This is a genomic window from Leuconostoc sp. DB-1, from assembly GCF_013414845.1.
GTDB classification, from domain to species: domain Bacteria; phylum Bacillota; class Bacilli; order Lactobacillales; family Lactobacillaceae; genus Leuconostoc; species Leuconostoc mesenteroides.
The window spans coordinates 735,567-755,240 of sequence record NZ_JABFNJ010000001.1 but is presented as its reverse complement, the minus strand read 5'-3'; the positions used below and the strand labels follow the sequence as shown (position 1 = coordinate 755,240).

General features: G+C 35.2%; 20 protein-coding genes and 1 pseudogene. 1 reads left to right on the top strand and 20 read right to left on the bottom strand.

Translation table 11 applies throughout. From position 1 onward, the window contains the following. Nucleotides 1-136 precede the first annotated feature (136 nt). From HFP47_RS03515 to HFP47_RS03490, 6 genes and pseudogenes are all read right to left on the bottom strand, one after another. Nucleotides 137-388, bottom strand: a complete 252-nt coding sequence (locus HFP47_RS03515) for a hypothetical protein (protein ID WP_014324711.1) — start codon at nucleotides 386-388, stop codon at nucleotides 137-139. Further along, complete coding sequence (locus HFP47_RS03510; protein ID WP_011679732.1) at nucleotides 375-755, bottom strand: hypothetical protein; 381 nt, start codon at nucleotides 753-755, stop codon at nucleotides 375-377. Before HFP47_RS03510 ends, HFP47_RS03515 begins: the two co-directional genes overlap by 14 nt. Next, nucleotides 748-2,070 carry a Y-family DNA polymerase gene (locus HFP47_RS03505; protein WP_042253096.1) on the bottom strand — a complete coding sequence of 441 codons (1,323 nt, stop codon included), beginning with the start codon at nucleotides 2,068-2,070 and terminating at the stop codon, nucleotides 748-750. The genes HFP47_RS03510 and HFP47_RS03505 overlap by 8 nt, the downstream gene beginning before the upstream one ends. A gap of 103 nt (nucleotides 2,071-2,173) precedes the next feature. Then, nucleotides 2,174-2,824, bottom strand: coding sequence for a YitT family protein (locus tag HFP47_RS03500; RefSeq protein WP_042253094.1), 651 nt, complete (start codon nucleotides 2,822-2,824; stop codon nucleotides 2,174-2,176). Nucleotides 2,825-3,036: 212 nt separating this feature from the next. After that, on the bottom strand, nucleotides 3,037-3,660 hold the full coding sequence (locus HFP47_RS03495; protein ID WP_179876037.1) for a Type 1 glutamine amidotransferase-like domain-containing protein: 624 nt from the start codon (nucleotides 3,658-3,660) through the stop codon (nucleotides 3,037-3,039). A 349-nt stretch (nucleotides 3,661-4,009) separates the two neighbouring features. Next, nucleotides 4,010-4,846: pseudogene (locus tag HFP47_RS03490) on the bottom strand (oxidoreductase); the annotation flags it as partial. 330 nt (nucleotides 4,847-5,176) lie between these two features. Here HFP47_RS03490 and HFP47_RS03485 point away from each other — a divergent pair. Then, a complete protein-coding gene (locus tag HFP47_RS03485; protein WP_014324698.1) occupies nucleotides 5,177-6,136 on the top strand; it encodes a D-2-hydroxyacid dehydrogenase in 960 nt (319 codons plus the stop codon). A 39-nt stretch (nucleotides 6,137-6,175) separates the two neighbouring features. Here HFP47_RS03485 and HFP47_RS03480 read toward each other — a convergent pair whose 3' ends face one another. The 14 genes from HFP47_RS03480 to HFP47_RS03415 form a co-directional block, all read right to left on the bottom strand. Continuing rightward, the gene (locus tag HFP47_RS03480) at nucleotides 6,176-6,748 is read right to left on the bottom strand and encodes a LysE family translocator (protein ID WP_042253091.1); all 573 of its coding nucleotides are present in this window, start codon (nucleotides 6,746-6,748) and stop codon (nucleotides 6,176-6,178) included. A gap of 58 nt (nucleotides 6,749-6,806) precedes the next feature. Further along, nucleotides 6,807-7,271 carry a YbaK/EbsC family protein gene (locus HFP47_RS03475; RefSeq protein ID WP_011679725.1) on the bottom strand — a complete coding sequence of 155 codons (465 nt, stop codon included), beginning with the start codon at nucleotides 7,269-7,271 and terminating at the stop codon, nucleotides 6,807-6,809. Nucleotides 7,272-7,439: 168 nt separating this feature from the next. Beyond that, nucleotides 7,440-7,826 carry a MerR family transcriptional regulator gene (locus HFP47_RS03470; RefSeq protein WP_014324695.1) on the bottom strand — a complete coding sequence of 129 codons (387 nt, stop codon included), beginning with the start codon at nucleotides 7,824-7,826 and terminating at the stop codon, nucleotides 7,440-7,442. 20 nt (nucleotides 7,827-7,846) lie between these two features. After that, nucleotides 7,847-8,725: an aldo/keto reductase gene (locus tag HFP47_RS03465; RefSeq protein WP_042253088.1), complete on the bottom strand. Its 879-nt coding sequence runs from the start codon at nucleotides 8,723-8,725 to the stop codon at nucleotides 7,847-7,849. Nucleotides 8,726-8,897: 172 nt separating this feature from the next. Beyond that, nucleotides 8,898-9,329, bottom strand: coding sequence for a hypothetical protein (locus HFP47_RS03460; protein WP_042253086.1), 432 nt, complete (start codon nucleotides 9,327-9,329; stop codon nucleotides 8,898-8,900). A gap of 197 nt (nucleotides 9,330-9,526) precedes the next feature. Next, on the bottom strand, nucleotides 9,527-12,217 hold the full coding sequence (locus HFP47_RS03455) for an HAD-IC family P-type ATPase (RefSeq protein WP_096639112.1): 2,691 nt from the start codon (nucleotides 12,215-12,217) through the stop codon (nucleotides 9,527-9,529). A gap of 197 nt (nucleotides 12,218-12,414) precedes the next feature. Beyond that, nucleotides 12,415-13,764 carry an MFS transporter gene (locus HFP47_RS03450; protein WP_059442384.1) on the bottom strand — a complete coding sequence of 450 codons (1,350 nt, stop codon included), beginning with the start codon at nucleotides 13,762-13,764 and terminating at the stop codon, nucleotides 12,415-12,417. Beyond that, nucleotides 13,754-14,197: a MarR family winged helix-turn-helix transcriptional regulator gene (locus HFP47_RS03445; RefSeq protein ID WP_042253081.1), complete on the bottom strand. Its 444-nt coding sequence runs from the start codon at nucleotides 14,195-14,197 to the stop codon at nucleotides 13,754-13,756. Before HFP47_RS03445 ends, HFP47_RS03450 begins: the two co-directional genes overlap by 11 nt. A gap of 349 nt (nucleotides 14,198-14,546) precedes the next feature. Beyond that, entirely contained in the window at nucleotides 14,547-15,779 is a 1,233-nt protein-coding gene (locus HFP47_RS03440; RefSeq protein WP_144903497.1) for an LCP family protein, read from the bottom strand. 170 nt (nucleotides 15,780-15,949) lie between these two features. Next, nucleotides 15,950-16,558 (bottom strand): PepSY domain-containing protein, encoded by a 609-nt coding sequence (locus tag HFP47_RS03435; RefSeq protein ID WP_061514835.1) that lies wholly within the window; start codon nucleotides 16,556-16,558, stop codon nucleotides 15,950-15,952. 179 nt (nucleotides 16,559-16,737) lie between these two features. After that, a complete protein-coding gene (locus HFP47_RS03430) occupies nucleotides 16,738-16,971 on the bottom strand; it encodes a hypothetical protein (protein WP_048592966.1) in 234 nt (77 codons plus the stop codon). 225 nt (nucleotides 16,972-17,196) lie between these two features. After that, nucleotides 17,197-17,718, bottom strand: coding sequence for a hypothetical protein (locus HFP47_RS03425; RefSeq protein ID WP_011679716.1), 522 nt, complete (start codon nucleotides 17,716-17,718; stop codon nucleotides 17,197-17,199). A gap of 85 nt (nucleotides 17,719-17,803) precedes the next feature. After that, complete coding sequence (locus HFP47_RS03420) at nucleotides 17,804-18,871, bottom strand: HAMP domain-containing sensor histidine kinase (RefSeq protein WP_048592965.1); 1,068 nt, start codon at nucleotides 18,869-18,871, stop codon at nucleotides 17,804-17,806. Next, a complete protein-coding gene (locus tag HFP47_RS03415; protein WP_061514834.1) occupies nucleotides 18,872-19,543 on the bottom strand; it encodes a response regulator transcription factor in 672 nt (223 codons plus the stop codon). Nucleotides 19,544-19,674 lie beyond the last annotated feature (131 nt).

Here is a 19,674-nt window from a genome sequence, read left to right as displayed (position 1 = left end):
ATTTGAAGGAGCAAACATTATTCAATTAATTATTGTAATCACCCTATCTACCGAGGCTGAAGTGTTTATAAGACGAATAGTATAGAGCATATTGAATCTAAAAACAACTTTAGATGATAATTAATTCACGAATAAATTAGTTGGTGTTAACCGTCAGGCCAGTAGCCTGATGAATCATTGTCGCTAACTCTGGTATTTGAGATCGATATTCATCATTTAAACGAGCAATCTGCTGTGAATGAGTCGCATGTCCAATCCGATAATATTCAAAGAACACATTAACTTTTTTAGCATATCGTTGATTAACCAATCGTACTTCATAAATAGTATTAGGTTGTTTAGTGAATAAAGAATTAATCTCTGCGATAATATTTTCAATTGGATTCATTTTTTCTTACCACTGTTCTAATGTCTTCAAAGGCTATGAATTGGTGGTCAATATAGACACCTAATTCGGAAAAACCATTTATTAAACCAGTCACATTAGGGATCAGATTTCCTTCGTTATCTTTAATATTTTGTTGAACGGTTACGGCATGATAATTAGCAGAAGCGTGTCGTAAAATATCTTGCGCATCATTTAGTGATATTGCGGGTAATTTCTTAGTTATTGCATTTCGTTGAATGCCCTCTTTGGTTAAAGAAGAAGTGTGGTCGGACAGAAAGTAGCCGTTCCATTTAATTTTTCCTCGTTCTCGGTAATCGTTTTGGAAGTAGCGATTGATTATCGTAGTGAAATCATCATTGTCAGTCATAACTGTTGCCTCCGTTGTGTCCGCCAACTAAACTAGCTCGGTTAATGGCTGTTCCACCGACTTCTTTAGACATAGCCCGCATCAAAGCTGTAGTACCAAACCGTTGACGAATTTCGTCGACAACTTGATCAATTTTGTTTGTTTTAAGGATGTGTTCAGGTTGTTCAAAAAGATTAAGCTGTACTCCAGTATCATCAACTAGTCCACCGTAATCAATCCCGATGTGTCTAATAATCTCGCCTCGCCAGTGCTTTCTGAAGAGGTTGATCATAACAGCCATTAATGCATTGGTATCGTTAGTGGGACTAATACGACATTGTTTTCTAAAGCCATGTGATTCTTGTTTCTCACTTTCAGAAAAAGAATAACCAATAAACAAGCTAACTAAGCAAGTTTGCTTTTGGTGGGCACGAATTCTTGTGGCAACTTGATCCGCCATTTCTCGAATCACGATTTCAATCTCAGCTTGTTGGCCGTAATCACGTGGTAAAACTTGAGAATTACTATATGATTTATTTTTGGGCCTGATTGTTTCAGTCAGATCAGATCGGTCAATACCCCAAGACAAAGCTAACAATTGTTCACCCATTAATCCCAGTTTCGAACGAAATAGATATGGATCTTGGTGAGATAAGTCATACATTGAGTGAATACCCATCAAATTTAGCTTACGCGCAGTTCGTGAACCAATACTCCAAACATCAGTTAGTTGTGTGATTGGCCACAATTTATTTGGTACATCTTCATAATGCCAAATGCCAGTTAAATTTTTTGCGTGTTTAGCTTCAATATCAAGCGCCAATTTAGCTAAGACTGGTGAATCACCAATACCAACAGTTAAATAGATGCCTGTTTCGTCCCGAACTTGTTGTTGTATTTTGAAAGCAACTTCTGCTGGTGTTTTGCCAAATAACTGCCAAGAATGTGTCATATCAAGGATAGATTCATCAATAGAATATGGCAATAAGTGCGCATCATCAGTGTATTGTCGATAGATGTTATTAATACGTAGATTTTCTTGAATATAAAGGTTCATTCTCGGATGAGCAATCACTAAGTCCGGACAAACAGGAATATCACGTTGTCGGGTAACGTTAGTGATACCCAGTATTTTCTTGGCCATTGGTGAAGATGCCAAGACTAAACCGCCGTTGGTATTTTCTTGTTCTGACATCACAACAAGTAAGGCTTTCAATGGATTGTAGTTACGTTCCACACACTCAACACTGGCATAAAAGCTTTTAGAATCAATCATAAATATCACACGTCGTTCCTCTTGCGTGTAGTTGTATTCAATTTTCTGCTTGTTTACCATATGCTGTCTCCAAAACAAAAGCTGTATAATTCATTATACGAACAAACGTTCTGTTTGGCAAGAGGATAAATTGTATTTAATTTTTGAATGACGAAACGCACAACTAAAAGCTGTGCGTTTTTTGTATGTGGTGTTTTATTTTTTTAAATAGCTGACGCCAGTATTGTACAATATAGCCAGTTAACGTGGCAATCAAAAAAGTTCCAATACCCAGTGGTCCACCAAATATAATGGCAACTACAAAAAAGAACAAATCTTGAACAGACCTTGTCAGACGATAACTGGCCCATTTCTTTTTGTTGAACAATGGCGCAACCGCATCGTACGGGGAAACACCAAGATTTACACTTGTATATATGCCAATTCCTAATGAAAATAAAAACATACCAATGACAAATAAAAATATGTTTTCAAGATAAGAAAAGCTTCCAAACCAACGCCCAACTATAGGTTCAAACTTCGGTGTAAAATAAGCGATAATGTATCCTGGTAACGACATATTAATTAATGTTCCGACGCCAAACTGTGTTTGATCGAAAAACAAAATGCCAAGGAACAATAGCGCATTAAATCCAAGCTGATAGTTCCCTAAATTCCAATGGAAGGTATCTGATATACCAACATCTGCTGCTGTTGCTGGATCAATGCCCATGTTCGCCAAACGGAATAAAACAATCCCAAAGGCAATGATAATGGTACCAACAATAGACAAACAAAGACGAAAAGAATACGATCTTAATTTTTTATTGAACAAATTCTTTTCCTCAACTTATTATTTATAAGTAAAGTTTAAATGGATGATAGTGAATTGTCAATTAATGATTTAAGTTCTGTATTGAGCGTATCTGTAATTTTTTCAGCACAACCCCTATTCCACTATTCTTTAAAAGAAGTTGAGTATAACGCGAAAAGTTAGGATTTTGAGATTAAATCGTTATTTGATATATAGGGTTTCCAATTCGGTATTTAATCAATCAGGACTTTATCTTTGCAATGACACGATAAGGCTTGATCATTATTAAGCCTCATGATTTTAACTCCAGTTGTATTTTCATACGAAGTTAGTTTTTTGTCAATATCAGCATCACGCGTTAACATTTCTTTGAAGTGCGGGAAAATTGTAGTACTTGTTAAGTTCAAACCTGTTAAATCTGTATCATTAAATTGGTTGTCCTCTGGATAAAGATATTGCAAATATTCGATGGAAGGTCCCATTACAATCGATCCAGCACTTAGCCCAAAAATTGGAACCCCAGTCCTACTAATGTCTTTTAAGATATGGTCAGCACCACTTTTTTTCAAGAAATGTAGTAGATAAAATGGATAACTACCATTCAAGAATATCAAGTCATAACCATATAGTTTCTTTGCACTTTCAAACTCCACATCAAGAAAATCAACCTGATCTAGTCTAAATTCTAATAAGTCATTTCTGATTTGTTGCATTTGTGGATGCTTCTCTTTTTCTTCTGGTCTAGAAGTAGATATAATACATGCTTTACTAGAATGTTCTATATTAAGCAATCCTAGTGCAGCACGTTTGATTTTATCTGTTGAGAACCCGTAAGCAGTCAATAGTAGTTTATTCATTGCGGTTTTACGCTTTCTAACCCATGATTATGTCATAAAAATAATATTAAGTGTAATTATAGCACCATTTCAGACGCTAAGAGGCCATCGAATGGGAGAAAGTATTCATTGTAACAACAAAAATGTGATTGTTCGTAAAATAAAAAAATCCTGATAATCAGGATAGGCCATTTAAGTAACTCTTATGATTTTGAATCTAAACAGTTGTTATAAATTATTTTCATGTAAGTTATAGTGATAAACTTCTTTGTTTATCCATTTATCGGATTCAAACGTAAAATTTTTTCGAACAATTTCAAAATAGCCCCCAACTTCTTCAAAAATAACGGTCTGTTAACTCTCTTCCCATCTATTGCCAATATGTCTCGTCGCCATAGTCCAGATGGGTTGAATCCTCTTGCCATTTTTGCATATCATGTTGAATATTAGAAATTTCTTCTTGTTCACGTTTAAAAGCATTTTGACCGGCAATAAAATGCAAAGGCGGATTGTCAGAGGCAGCGATTTTAATAAATGCCTTTGCAGCTAGTTCAGGAGAGCCAGTTTGTTCGCCTGATCTGGCATGTGAAGCTTCCTCAGATGTTCTTGCTGGCGTATTTTCATAATCGTTAATTGAATGTTTGGCAGAAAATTGTGATCTGCCTGCCCAATCAGTTCTAAAGGGACCAGGCTCGACATTTGTTACCTTAATACCAAAAGGTTCAACTTCTAATGATAACGCCTTACCTAATCCCTCTAAGGCATGCTTGGTTGCATTGTAATAGCCATAGGTGGGTAACGCTAGTAAACCGCCTATTGATGTGACATTGATAATTAATCCTGATCTGTTTTTTCTCATAGCTGGTAACACTGCACGAATCATCGCACTAGCCCCCAAAAAATTTGCTTCAAACATTTGGCGGACTGCAGTTTCATCTGATTCTTCTATCGAACCTGAGTATCCGTAGCCAGCGTTATTAACCAGAACATCAATTTTTCCAAACTTATTGAGCGTTGACTGGACAGCATTGTTGACTTGTTCTTGGTCTGTGACATCCAATTGTACTTTAAGTAGCAAATCATCCTCATTCGTTTCTAAATCATTAAATGCTGATAAATTTCTTGCAGTAGCTACGACTGGAATCTTTTTTGCAATTAATTCTTCAATTAATTTACGCCCAAATCCAGTTGATCCACCCGTTACAAGCTAAACTTTTTCTTCATTCCTTGACATTTAGTTTCCTCCTATATGATAAGCATCCGCGCCGGAACTCCGTCTGAAATCATATGATAACAAACAATTAGCGTTCATTTGTTTCATTTTATCACTTTATTTTAATTGAGCGCGGTTAAGGACTCAAAACCCCGCGGTGTTGATATTCACGAAATAATTCTTGCGACAATCCCCTATTCTTAGTCTTAAAGTTTAAAAATCATGGTTAATAGGTCATAAGTGATAAAATATGACTAAATTACTTTTCAGATCCTTGTAGTAAAAGATTTATTCAAATGGCTCAAAGAAACGGAGATATAAGTTATGAAAATTGTACTTTTAGATGGTTATGATCTCAATCAAGATTTAAATTGGGAAACGTTAAAAAATTTGGGCGACTTTGAGTTTTATAGCCGTACATCAGTAGATAATGACACTGAAATTTTGCAGAGAATCGATGATGCGGAAGTTGTGATAACACATAAGACCCCACTAGATGATAGTGTAATCAGTCGTGCTTCACAGTTAAAATATATTGGCATTATGGGAACAGGTTATGACGTTGTCGATATTGATAGTGCAAACAACCACAACATTATTGTGACGAATGTGCCTACTTATGCTACGGATGCTGTCGCGCAATTTACCTTTTCATTATTACTAGAAATAACTGGTCAGGTTGGATTACATAACCAATTGGTCCATGATGGGAAATGGTCTAGTGTCGATGATTTTACATTTTGGGATAAACCGCTATTTGAATTGAAAGGTAAAACATTAGGGCTCATTGGTTATGGTCGAATTGCTCAAAAAGTGGCAGAATTAGCCAATGCTTTTTCAATGAAAGTTATTTTTTATAATCATCGACCTAGTGTTGCAACCCAAAAATGGGTCAACCAAGTTTCTTTAGATGAGCTTTTCCAAAAAGCGGATATTATTAGTCTTCATGTTGTTCAAACACCAGAAACGATTAATTTAATTAACAAGACTACTATCTCAAAAATGAAAGATGGTGTGATTTTAATCAATACAGCCCGTGGAAAACTTATTAGTGAAAATGACATAGCCGAGGCACTAAATAATGAAAAAGTTTATGCCTTAGCTACAGATGTTGTCCAAAAAGAGCCAATTGAAAAAGACAATCCTTTATTAAAAGCTAAAAATTGCTTTATTACACCTCACATCGCTTGGGCACCATTAGAGACTCGTGAAAGATTATTACGCATAACCGTAGATAATTTAAATGCATATTTATCAGGAGAAGCCAAAAACGTTATTGGTTAAATGTGCTAAAAAAAACAGTTGGAACTAACTTCTGGTTATTCACAGCCAGATCTTTAAAGTAGTAAGCCATAGCAATAATGCTCCGGATCGATTAATCCACATTAAAGAGTTCATGCTAATCCCTCTGCTAACAAAATGAGAAATTAACATATTCGAAAAATCCACTATAAAACTTAATATGCCATAACATAGTGCTAGATATACCATATCAACTTGAGTATGACCAAATTGCGGGAAAAAAGTTGTATAAAATAATAGTGCCTTAGGATTACTGATAGCAATGAGCACACCTCGTATGAATGTTGGTTTTCTGCTATCTTGATTAATCTGCTTACGAGTCCACATTTGGATGGCTAAGTACGTTAAATAGCCAGAACCAATTATTTTTAACACGACCAATGAGTAGGATGAAATTTTGAGGAAGCTACTTATAAATATTAAAGAGATGCCCATACCACAAAAATATCCTGCAGTGAGTCCTATAATCAATGGCATCATTGTTTTAATCTCATTAGTCATACTGTTTGTTGTTACATATATTACAGAAGGACCTGGGGAAATTATAATAACGGTACTAGCTAATATAAAGGTTATCCAATCATTTACTGTCATTCGTATTGATTGCCTCCCGTTCGCAGTCGCTAAACGGTTTGTTTAGCAAGTGCATTCACTAGTCTTTCCCTACATCTACCCAGTCTAGGGGATGAGCATAGTTTTCAAGCTCATCTATTGATAATTCGATTGTACTATTTGTACTACCGCCTGCAGCAAAAACAGTTTCAAATCTCTTTAGAGATACGTCTAAGTATACTTTTACGTCTGATTTGATTGCAAATGGTGTTACCGCACCAGGGATGTGTCCAATTCTGTCCGCAACCTGATCAAAAGGAATCATTTTTGGTCGTGAATTGTACGTTGATTTGAATTTTCTATTATCTACTTTTTTGTCACCTGCAAGAACAATCAAAATTGGATTTTCTGCCACAATGAAGGTCATGGATTTGGCAATTTGTTTTATCTCACACTTCAACAACTCGGCAGCGTGTTCAACCGTATCACCAATGTTCTCGTGTTCTACGATTCGGTTCTCTAAATGATATTTTTTGAAAAATTGACGAACGTTTTCAACAGACATTTTTTGTACTCCTTGAATAATTGATATCTTTAGTATATACTGCCTGGTCGGTATGTAAAGCAACAAATTATTACATATATTTTTCAATATTCACGTGTTAAAATATCTTAATTAAAACAGGAATTTCAAGTCCTTTTATCTCGCATTCTGGCTAATATATAGTAAACATCATTTATCGTGAAACAGTTTGTTTTCAACTGTACGCATATGGCCGTAATAGTTATCTATCTTATTAGTGAGATAACTACGAGCAGTCACTAAATTATTAATTTTTTCGGTCATCTCATTAGCTGCTTCTACTAACATGGCTTTGCGGGCAGGTATTGTAGCATCATTGTCTTCATATATTAAATCGATGTACTGCTTCAATGCCTCAATACTCATACCAGCGTTTCTCATGATTTTTACAAATTTTAACTGATTTAAACTACGATCATTAAAATTTCTAATACCATTTTCTTGTCTAGGTACCGGACCAATAATACCAATACGCTCGTAATACCGAATTGTATCTGCTGATAGTTTAGTTATTTCAGCAACTTTTTTGATATTCATTAGCAACACCTCCAGCTCAGTTAGTTAAATGTAACATCATAACTAATTTCACGGTTAGCCATCCATTTAATCATGTCCGGATCTGCATGATTAAAAAACTGGCTACTATTCGTATCTAATGTTTCAATTTCTGCTAATTCTTGGTGCGTTAATTTAAAATCAAAAATGTCAAGATTTTGCGCCATTCTTTCCGGATTAACAGATTTAGCAACTACTATGATATTTCGTTGTGTTAGCCAACGAAGTACAATTTGTGCAATCGATTTATGATGTTTGTCAGCAATTTTCCGCAGTAGAATATTTGAAAACAGATCATTTTTACCTTCTGCAAATGGTGCCCAAGCTTCGACCTGAACACCGTATTGACTAAAGTACGTAATGTCCTTCTTATTTTGCTGAAATGGGTTTACCTCGATTTGGTTTAGCATCGGTTTTATATCGGAAAACTCTGCTAAGTTAGTTAACTGTGCAATATCAAAATTTGAGACCCCGATAGCTTTTAACTGGCCGGATCGATACGCAGATTCCATTGCTCGCCACGCACCAAATACGTCATTATAAGGTTGGTGTATCAAGTATAAATCTAAGTAATCTAAATTTAAACGTTGTAATGAAGATTGGATGGCGGCAGTTGCCTGCTGTGCAGAAACATCTTGAACCCACATCTTTGATGTGACGAATAATTCCTCACGTTTTACTATGCCTTGATTGATTGCTTCCAAAATCGCTTCGCCAACTTCTCGCTCATTACCATAACTGGCCGCTGTATCAATTAATCGATAACCTGTTTTGATGGCATCGAGTACTGCTTGTTTGGCAGCCCCTTTTTCTTGAACTTGAAAAACACCAAATCCCAGTAAGGGCATCTCAATGCCACTAGCTAATGTCTTGTAATCCATGATAATCTCCTTTTTTACTAGTGAATACATTAAGTGTAACCCTTGGAGTGGACTTCAAGTCAATAGTTTTTTCGAATAGAAATTGAAATAGCTGGTAAATAAAAACAACTATGCAGTGATAGTTGTTTTTTTATTTGAATCTGGTATTTCCGATCAGATAGTCACTTAAAATTCAAACGGTTGCGGATGTTTCCTTTGAATTATACGAGTTGTTAGCCTCATCCCAAGCATTAAATAAAGTGTTGTTGTCTTTGTCCATTATATGCGGGTATTGCATCGCTAAATAATCTTTTCGCTTACCTACTTCAAAATATTTTATCGCATTTGGATTTATTTCACCACTACTCATTTTAACGATTACCAAATCGACATCGGCATTGGGGTTCGGCAAACCAGTATTCATAGCTATAAAAGAAATTTTTTCTAAATTATCTTGAAATGATTGCCATAGCTCTTTGCTGTCTGGGTTGGTTAAATTATCAGGAAGCCATAAAACATCGTAGTATGTCAGTTCCTCATTGTATTTATTACTAACAATATTATGAATAACCAGATCAATTTGCGCTTTTATAAAAGTATACTCAGTAGTTGAATTTTTAACCATAGCTTGATCCTGCCTTTTATAGTTTAGTTACTAGCTTGATTATATCGATATCAGGTTAAATTAAGTTAAAAAGTTTTTTCAGAAAGAGTCATTCCTTCAATGTGATTTTTTTATAAGGTTTTCATCACAAAAAAATAACAATCACAGGTCAGTTAAGTTGTGATTGCCATTTTTTTAATAATAACTTTATTTATATACTATCGTTTTACAATCATACGACGATACTTATCTAATTCTGTTACGATTAGAACAATCAATCCTGTTAAGATGATGAAAGACCAATCAGAAAGCGATAACGCAGCTGTAGAGAATACACCTTGCATAAATGGTACATACGTAAATAGTAACTGTAAAATAATCATAGCACCGATAGCCACGAATGCCATTGGGTTTGTCCAGAATGTCTTACTTAGCGCTGGCGCCGCTGTTCTGATATTAAACATATAGAAAATTTTACCAAAAATAAGTATGTTAACAGCCATTGTACTGGCTACCGCAAAACCTGTGATATCATCTAAATGTTCAAAAACAACAAGAGCCACTGCTGCAATAATGACACTGACATAAACCATTTGGAAAACATCGTATCGACTCATCAATTTGGCCGTTGTTTTACGCGGTGGGCGTTTCATCAATCCTGGTTCAGCTGGTTCAAATATAAACGCTAATTGCAACGTCAAAGCAGAAACCAAGTTAATCCATAATAATTGCGTTGCAGTTAAAGGCATTGGCTGGCGCAATAATATACTAAAGACAACAATCAACCCCTCAGCAAAACTAGTAGGTAACAAATATAAGATTGTTTTTCTAATATTATCGTATAAACGTCGGCCTTGCTCGATAGCCACTTTAATTGTTGAAAAATCATCGTTAGCTAATACCATATCCGCCGAATCTTTCGCAACATCAGTACCTTTAATCCCCATTGCTACACCAATATCAGCTTTTTTTAATGCTGGCGCATCATTAACACCATCACCAGTCATGGCAGTTACTAATCCATTTGCTTGATAGGCAGATATAATACGTAACTTATCTTGTGGTGTAGTTCGTGCGAAGACATCATAATTTGTAACAACCTTAGCCAACTGATTATCCGTCATTGCTTCAACTTCTGATCCAGTAACAGCTTCAATTTGGTCGGCCAAACCAAGTTGTTGAGCGATTGCTTTGGCCGTATCTGGACTATCGCCGGTAATCATTTTGACGCGAATACCAGCCTCGCGCATGTCGCTAATAGCATCAACAACCTCGGGTCGTGGTGGATCAATAATAGCGGCTAATCCTAAGAATGTCACGCCTTCAGCTGCAAGTGTTTCGTGAAGGACTTCTGATGTATCTGAATTCACATCAACATATCCAACAGCAATTACACGTTTTCCAGATTTGGCAAACTTTGCTGACACCTTTGTCCAATACTCGTAGTCAAAATTTGAATCTTTCCGGGCTAGTGTGAATAATCTGTCTGGCGCACCCTTTATGGCGACAAATCGTTGTTGATGCTTATTTTCAACTAAACGTGCCATATATCGGTAGTCAGAATCAAACGGAATACGATCCAACTCTTTTAATTTAGGTACTTTTTGTCCAAAGGCCTTGTAGTAGGCCGACAGAAAGGCAGCATCAGTCGGTTCGCCGTTGATGGTCCAGATATCTGCTTCTTCGGTCAAAAAAGTATCATTTGCTTGATGTCCCATTGTTAAAAACATTTCAAGGTTTTTGTCTTGTGTTGCATCGACAAGCTTATTCCCTATAAAAATGTCACCATCGGGTGCATATCCAGTCCCAGTGACTGTATAATGATTTTCACCAACGACAATATCTTGAATGGTCATTTCATTTTTTGTTAATGTCCCTGTTTTGTCAGACGCAATAATGTCTATTGCACCTAGGGTTTCAGCAGCAGGTAATGTTTTCACAATTGCGTTCTTTTTGGTTAACTTTTGAACACCGGTTGCTAATATAATTGACGTAGCTGCTGGTAATCCTTCCGGCATTGCACCGACAATCATTGCAATAATAGCCATAATCAAGGTGGATATGTCATATATTTTGAAAAACCAACCCAAGGCAAACATGACTATAGCCACAACGATAATTAACCAAGAAATACCATGGCCTAAACTATCTAATTCTCGTGTTAGTGGTGATTTTTTATCTGAAACATCAGCAACACTTTGAGAAATTTGGCCAATCTGTGAATGAACACCAGTGTTTACCACGATTCCGGTGGCACTACCGTTAGTCACAGCTGTTGATGCATAAGCCATGTTACTACGCTCGGCTAGGGGCACATGCTCGGATAAAATAGCTTCATTTTTGAGGACAGAATCAGCTTCTCCTGTTAGAGACGACTCTTGAATACGTAAGTTATCAGCATCTATAATTCGTAAATCAGCAGGGACATTATCCCCGGCCTCTAGGTAGACTAAATCACCAGGCACTAATTCTCGAGCTGGAACATCAAATCGTTCACCATCTCGAATAACAGTGGCTTCAACAGACAACATATTTTTTATTTTATCTAGCGCATTACTGGCATTCACTTCTTGTAAATAGCCAATTAACGCGTTAATTAATACAACTAATGCAATAACAACTGAATCTGCATAATGTTGCATAAAAAGCGTTAACAGCGCAGCTACCACTAAAATATAGACAATAACATTATTAAATTGCCGCAAAAAAATCAACCACTTCGGGATAACTTTTGGATTAACCTCATTATAGCCGTTTTTTTGTAAGCGATTATTTACTTGTTCGTCTGATAGTCCGCTAGGATAATTTGCATGTAAATCATTAACTATCTTAGACCATTCCTGATGGTGAAACTTTGCTGAGGACGATAACGGAACGTCGTCATCTACCTCTTTCGACTTTGTGCTCATATTTTTATACACTCCTTTAAGAGAAAATATTCTTTGCGTCTTGCTGTTTAAGGTTGGCCGCTAGACTGTAAATAATCTAGTAAGTCAGTTTCCCACGCACATGCGCCGCTACTCCCGCAAGGTTGTTAAATATGAAAACACATTAATTCATAATACAATTGTATCATGCTATTTTTTTACTGTCTAATATAGAGATTTCATTTGTTCCCTGTTTTTTGTCGAGCAAAGAACATAATGAAAATAACAAGTGAAATAAAGAAAAGCAACCATAGGAAATGTTGGAACCCAACAGCTAGGCCTGATTTTTGTGCGCCATATAAAGCTGCAACAGTAGTGCCTAATGCACCCATAAACATTTGCGCTGATTGTAAAATCGCAGTGGCATCCGTCTTTTTATCTCTACTCAATTCATCAATAGATGCTGTCATTCCAATGCTAAAAGCCATATTACGCCCAAATGTGAAAATCATATACATGAGTATGAACGCTATGATTCCAAGATTTTTAGTGAAGTAGGCCATGACCAATAGACTAATCCCAAAGATCATATTTCCTACCAAAAGTGGAGTTTTATCTCCATGCTTATCATATAAATGGCCAAAATAAGGATTTAAGATCCCACCTAGTAACGTTCCAGGCAATAAAGAGAATCCTGCCCAAAAGCTTGACGTATTTAAGATTTTTTGCGAATAATTTGGCAGCAGAAGGTTAATACCCAAATTTGCAAACATATATAAAACAACGGGAAGCAGCAGGAATAGAAATTTACTGTTACTGAGTAATCTGATGTTCAAAAAAGTTTGTTTTGAAGTTAGTGATCTAATTACAAATCCTGTTAAACTAACAATGGTGACCCCTAGAAGTAATATATTGACAGTCCCATTTTCTAATTGATTAATTAATATCAAAGCCGTAATTAATGACACAGATAATAAGCCGAAAGCAAGGACGTCAAAAGAAACATTGGCTTGTGTTTCTTCACTGTTATCGATAGTTCTCCACCCCAACAACAACGATATAATCGGCACAATTAAAAGAATAAAAAATATTGATCGCCAACCAAGAGTATCAATCAAAGCGCCACCGTATGTAGGACCAAACGAAGGGGCTAAACTGACAACCATAGAACCAATACCCATCCATACGCCTATCTTCGATCTTGGTACTAGTTGAACGATCAAGTTAAACATGAGGGGCATTGATATACCCGCTGCTAAACCCTCTAACACACGGCCAATTAACAATACTGGTAAATTACTGGCCAACCCGCCCACTAAAGTTCCTGTAGCAAAGAAAATAAGGCTGGCTAACCATAAATAACGGGTATTATACCTTTTATTCAGATAGGCACTTGTTGTGATCATAATTGTTACAGAGAGTAAGTATGCGGTCGTTACCCACTGTATCGAATTGAGCGATGTGCTAAAATACCTTGTTAAAACAGGAAATGTAACGTTCATAGCCGTTTCTGCCATAATGCCAGAAAAAGAAACCAACGCTACTGCTATAATAGCCATTGCATTTTTAGTTGAAACTTTATTTTCCATTTTTTTCTCCTTCTAGTGAGTGATTGCTGTTACCTTCTGCAACATATTTTAAAAATTTAATTATAGTTTTCCGTTCATCTGCTGAAAAAGGCCGTAAAATATCTTCATCATGGGAGCTAATAATTTGTTTAGCGATTTTATTAATTTTTGCTCCTGACGCCGTGAGGTGTATTTCATTAACTCTTTTGTCTTTTTCATTTGGTACTCTTGCAACCATTTTTTTCTCTACCATTCGGTCTATCATAGTTGCTACAGATGAAGCTTTTATATGAAATTCTTGTTCAATATCTTTTTGTGTGACGTACTTATTGTCAGCGATAAAGTCAATTGCCGACAATTGCGCACCAGTCACCCCGTGAGTTACGGCCAATGTATCAAGATCTCTTACAAGATTACGTTGCCCAATTTTGAATAATTTACCTATAGATGTCATTACAAATTGTCCTTCTTTATCATTAAATGTTAGTTAGCTAACTAACATTATAACAATGATGTTACCACTTACAATCAACATAAATCAATACCTTTCTTTAATTTATTTCGTGGCTCAATGGAAAACAATTTCTTCCTGATTTTTATATTCATTTAACATTTTAGCGGTATTATGAGTACATACCTTAACAGAGGTATACTCCACTATTTATATAAGAATATATTTTCTTTCTCCCTATAAGATAATATTCTCTTCTCTCCCAGAAAAGCAGTCTCTCCCAAGGCTGCTTTTTAATTATATTTATAAAAAAAAGACATGTTACCTAACATGTCTTTTTCTAATTTTATATTTACTCTTCACGCAACTGCATATTTTCGTCAGTATTGTTTTCTGGATACAATTGATCTGCGGTACCTACTTGAGCTAAATTGTTTTCTGTAATATTACTACCAAATTCATTTCCAGTTGTAGCTGCTTCTAAGTTCAAACTGCTTCTAACTTTATTTGTTATTGCTTGTCGCTGTGCAGTGGTAACACGTTGGTATGAGATACCTTCAAATGTCTCACCTTGTCCTTGAACAGTATATGAAACAATATGCTTTGAGGCACTAATGTAATTAGTACCTAATTTCAACATATCTTCCGATTTTAGATTAGAAGCAATGTTTTTAGTCGTCGAATTTATGAATTTTAAATTAACTACTTGAGCTGGATTTTTCTTAACTTTACTAATAATTTGTTGCAATAATAAGCGTTGTCGTTCAGTTCGACCATAATCACCTTTTGGATCTTGATATCGCATTCGAGAAAACGCTAAGGCTGCTTGTCCATTCATTTTACTATAGATTTTAAAGGTTTCACCATCAGCAGCGTATTTGAATGTACTAGAACCCTCAGCAAATTGATACAGATCTTTGCCACTTTCGTGGGCAGTTTCTTGGCTAAAGGTGAACGTTAAGGGTGACTTGACTTGCACGCCACCAAGTTGTTCGACAACATCGCCAAGTCCACTCATATTGACCATAGCGAAATAATTGATTGGAAAGTTAAACATTTTTTGTATGGTATCTATTGTTGTGCTTACACCGTCCCCCAACGAAACATTATTATCAGAAGCTGCCTTAAACGCATAGGCAGCATTTAATTTCTGAGGGAAACTACTTTCAAACCCAGAAATGGAAGTCATGATATCTCGTGGAATAGAAATTAAAGTAGTTGTTTCATTTTTTGGATTAACAGTTACAACCATCATAGAGTCAGTTAATCCTACGCGACTACGATTCGTGCCAAAGCCACCCTCTGTGCCAATATCTGTTCCTAAAACTAAGAAAGATACTGGCTTTTTATCCTGAATTAATTGTGTGGCTTTTTTTTCAGAATCAAGACCTGTTGATGAAAATGATTTACTAAGTGTGTTATTTAAACTATAGAAATAGTATGCAGCATAACCAGAAGCGGATAGTAATACAATGACAGCTGCTAAAACGATATACAATTTAAATGAACTATGTTTTTTACTATGAAATAACGCCATGCGGCTTTTAGTAACTGATGGCGTATTTGTATCCCTATTTTTCTCCATTATTCCCCGTTACCCCTAAATTTTGACAAATGTCTATTGGACGCTATCCATTATAACATAAGGGTTTTTGAGAATTAATTAAGAATGTTGCGGATTTCAACTATTATTATTTTGTAAGGACCACATAGTTAGCAGATTATTAAGTGAACTATACTAAAAGCTTGCAATATTTAATCATCTTCGTCTTTTTCTATAACTTGACCACTATTGGCATCAAGTTTAACTGCTACATTATTGTTTCCGTCTTTTAATGAAATTTCCCAATAAGTACGACCATCATCTTTTTCCAAAGACCACCCATTTAAGGAGCCATCGCCGGCCGCATCCTTAGCTTTATTTACGGCACTATCTAAAGATATGATGTTATCAAATGCTATAGCTTCATTATTTTTGGCAGTGCCATTCTTTTCATCGGCATCCAATTGTTCTTTGTTGTGAGTGATAACTTTACCGGTATCAGCATGAATTTTTAGTGTATATTCTGTATTGTCATCTACACCTGTAATATCATAATGCGTCGACAATAGATTTTTTTCTAATTCAATTGATGTGATGGCAGTGTTAGGGTATCTTTTATAAAATATACTTCTTATTTTAGCCAAGCTAAGCAAATCATCATCATTGGAGGAGCTTTTACTAGAAGAACTGGTATCGAAAGAAGAATCAGTGCTTCTTGAAGTATTAATATTGTTGTGATTTGAATATAGTAAATATGCTATGGTTACCAACAACAAAGTGATGATAATTAGCAAGACAGTAGTTAACCATTTTTTTAACAAAACAATTCTCCCTTTCGCTTTTCAGACAGCATTCGCAACCTATTGTATTTGGTCTATTGTATCATGACATTAAACCAAATCAGTAAATGACGTCTTATTTTTGTATAGCTGAACAAATTGTAGCTTTTGCTAAATAAAAAGCAATATGACTTTTAAAATGGTCATACTGCTTTTATTCATTAACGATGTTTATTGATTATGTCGATATTTGTTTTTTCGCGTTGATTCTGTTCCGTTTCAATGCGCTTTTTAGCATCTTGAGCTGACTCGCCATCTTTGGCTAAGTACTTATCGACGAACTTATCTGAAATATTACCAAATCCTTCGACTGCCCCATTTTCAATTGTTTTATAAGTTTTTACAACCTTCTCCTCTATCTTTTTGTTTGCCTTAACAATTTTTGACTTGCTCATAATAAACTCCTTTTCATGTCTACTTGTGAATGTTGGCGAAATACATATTAATAGCTAACTTTATCGACCATGTCTTCCTCACTCAACTATAGTTAGTTATCTTGGTTATATCATATTCATGATTTATTTCAAAAATATTTACGAATTGTTTTAAAAATGTTAATTACTCAAATTAAAAAAATGAACTTACAAACACTAACAGGTTTGTAAGTTCATTTTTAATTCTCAATCCATGTAGCACAATTGATGTGCTCTTTTTGTTAAATCGTAAATAGCATCATATTTAGATTCAACAGAATCCTGATTATGATGTGTTCTTTTTTCAAACTGAGTCTTGTAAATAAAATAAGGCAACACCCATCCTATGAATCCGACTAAACCAAATAAGAGTGACAAATAAAGACTACTAACATTGTGTATAAAGAACGCACCCACTATAAGTGCAGTCCCAAAAAGGCCAACAAGACAAGCTTGAATCGTTGGTATTAATTGGTTGCGTTTTTCGATTTTAATAATCTCATTCATAGTAGCTTGAAACTTATTTTCTAATCGCTTAATTTCAATACGGTTCACAAGATCACGATTGCGCTTCATATGTAACATGATATTATTGGGATTTTGAGTACTTTTATGATGTTGATCGATCACCCAGCCAAAATTCGGATATGCATCCAAGTAGACAGGCTCATATTTTTTTTCAACTACTCTTTCTTGGTATTCGTAGCCGATAAACTGTTTTTCGTACACGACATATTTCTCCTTATCAGGTTCACCACTATTATTATCAACTACAATTATACAAAATACTTAAAACATAATTGTTAAAGCCATGTTAATTGTTTAAATGATGTAATGGTAACCAAACTGTAAAAGCGCTTCCTTTGCCCAATTTACTTTCCACACTAATAGATCCTTGCATTAAAGTTACAATTCTATTCACTAGTGACAATCCCAATCCATTTCCTTGGTTGGTATGAGATGTTTCACCTTGATAAAATTTATCAAATATTCTATTTAATGTGTTATGATCCATTCCTTCACCGTTATCTCGGACTGTTATTTCTGTTCCTTCATTGTTTTGTTGCAGTCTTAATGTGACTTGTCCGCCGGAAGGAACAAATTTGAACGCATTACTAAGTAGATTTTGCCACACTAACTCCATCATTTCTGGATCTGCTGCAATTTCGATATCGTCAGGAATATTAATATCTAAAGAAATGTTGTGAGATGCCCATATTTTCTCAAAGTTAAGTAATGTTTCAACTAGCTGACGACTCACATTATATTTTTTAATATGTGGCTGGAGTGCTTGGTTTTCAATCTTGCTTAATTTCAATACATTGGTGACCATTGTTGCCATTTTGTCGGTTTCGTCAACAATGATTTGAGTATACATGTCGCGCTGCTCTTCATCTGTTTCGTTTTTTAAAGCTTCAGCATAACTTCGAATTACTGCTAGAGGCGCCTTAAATTCATGAGATACATTGGCAATAAAGTCATTCTTTAAAGTTTCCGTACTACCAAGTTCTTCAATCATTAAGTTAAAATTTTCAAAAACATAATCTAAGTCATTGTACTTCTCGCGTGCATGGCCTGGTTCTAAATAGACGGAGAAATCTCCTTGTGCAACCTGTCGTGTTGCTTCATTTAATTGGCTGACTGGTTGATCAAAAAGAACATGTTTTTGATATGAAATTAAGCCAATGAAAATTAATGTTACTATAAACCAATATATCAAGTACCAAATAAAGTTACTGTTCGTAAATAATGCCAGTTGGCCACCATGCATTAAAACTATATTTGGAATAGTAGCAAACAATAAAAAAATAACATAAGCAGCAATAAGGTCTTTAATGGATACTTTTTGAAAAGTAATTTTGTGTTTTTTTATCTTCTTCATTTACTTTAAAACCGCTTTATATCCTAACCCATGAACTGTCGTTATTTCAAAGACATCACTTCCAGAAAATTTATCACGTAGTTTAGTAATGTACACATCAACTGCCCGCAATCCTGTCGTTGTATCAACACCCCAGAATTCATCAAGTAATTGTGAACGTGAAAATGTTTTATTCGGATAAGACAGTAATTTAAATAGAATGTTGAATTCACGAACCGTTACTGCAATTTCCTGTGAATCAACCATAATACTGACAGAATCTGCATCAAGTACTGTATTGCCGATTGTTAGCTTTCTATCATTAGCTACGTGAGCTCGTCGTAGTAGCGCAGTCACCCTCATTAGCATTTCGGACATATCAATTGGTTTAACCATATAATCATCGATACCAGATGAAAAACCACGTTGTTTCGATTGAATATCATCTTTGGCAGTAACAAAAAGAATAGGAATATTCGGATTGATTTTTCTGACTGTCTCAGTGAACTCAAAACCGTCAATGTTAGGCATCATCACATCTGAAAGAATCATATCAAACAATTGGTTATACATCTTATCATAAGCCTCTTGCGCACTAAGAGCACTCTGAACTTGGTGTCCATGGTTAGACAAATAGATACTTAAAATTCGATTGAAATTCGGGTCGTCTTCAACAACAATAATATTAGCCATATTTATTTCCTTTTAATAATGATCTTGTTAGTTCAATTATAACTGACAAAGTCACAAACTAAACAAACATTTTTTACAATTAACACTTTGAAAACAATTTTCAAATACAACATAAATATTTTAATTTTATA

Coding starts and splice junctions, on each gene's coding strand:
- HFP47_RS03515 (WP_014324711.1), bottom strand. CDS start 388: ATGAATCCAATTGAAAATATTATCGCAGAGATTAATTCTTTATTCACT.
- HFP47_RS03510 (WP_011679732.1), bottom strand. CDS start 755: ATGACTGACAATGATGATTTCACTACGATAATCAATCGCTACTTCCAA.
- HFP47_RS03505 (WP_042253096.1), bottom strand. CDS start 2,070: ATGGTAAACAAGCAGAAAATTGAATACAACTACACGCAAGAGGAACGA.
- HFP47_RS03495 (WP_179876037.1), bottom strand. CDS start 3,660: ATGAATAAACTACTATTGACTGCTTACGGGTTCTCAACAGATAAAATC.
- HFP47_RS03485 (WP_014324698.1), top strand. CDS start 5,177: ATGAAAATTGTACTTTTAGATGGTTATGATCTCAATCAAGATTTAAAT.
- HFP47_RS03480 (WP_042253091.1), bottom strand. CDS start 6,748: ATGACAGTAAATGATTGGATAACCTTTATATTAGCTAGTACCGTTATT.
- HFP47_RS03475 (WP_011679725.1), bottom strand. CDS start 7,271: ATGTCTGTTGAAAACGTTCGTCAATTTTTCAAAAAATATCATTTAGAG.
- HFP47_RS03470 (WP_014324695.1), bottom strand. CDS start 7,826: ATGAATATCAAAAAAGTTGCTGAAATAACTAAACTATCAGCAGATACA.
- HFP47_RS03465 (WP_042253088.1), bottom strand. CDS start 8,725: ATGGATTACAAGACATTAGCTAGTGGCATTGAGATGCCCTTACTGGGA.
- HFP47_RS03460 (WP_042253086.1), bottom strand. CDS start 9,329: ATGGTTAAAAATTCAACTACTGAGTATACTTTTATAAAAGCGCAAATT.
- HFP47_RS03455 (WP_096639112.1), bottom strand. CDS start 12,217: ATGAGCACAAAGTCGAAAGAGGTAGATGACGACGTTCCGTTATCGTCC.
- HFP47_RS03450 (WP_059442384.1), bottom strand. CDS start 13,764: ATGGAAAATAAAGTTTCAACTAAAAATGCAATGGCTATTATAGCAGTA.
- HFP47_RS03445 (WP_042253081.1), bottom strand. CDS start 14,197: ATGACATCTATAGGTAAATTATTCAAAATTGGGCAACGTAATCTTGTA.
- HFP47_RS03440 (WP_144903497.1), bottom strand. CDS start 15,779: ATGGAGAAAAATAGGGATACAAATACGCCATCAGTTACTAAAAGCCGC.
- HFP47_RS03430 (WP_048592966.1), bottom strand. CDS start 16,971: ATGAGCAAGTCAAAAATTGTTAAGGCAAACAAAAAGATAGAGGAGAAG.
- HFP47_RS03420 (WP_048592965.1), bottom strand. CDS start 18,871: ATGAAGAAGATAAAAAAACACAAAATTACTTTTCAAAAAGTATCCATT.
- HFP47_RS03415 (WP_061514834.1), bottom strand. CDS start 19,543: ATGGCTAATATTATTGTTGTTGAAGACGACCCGAATTTCAATCGAATT.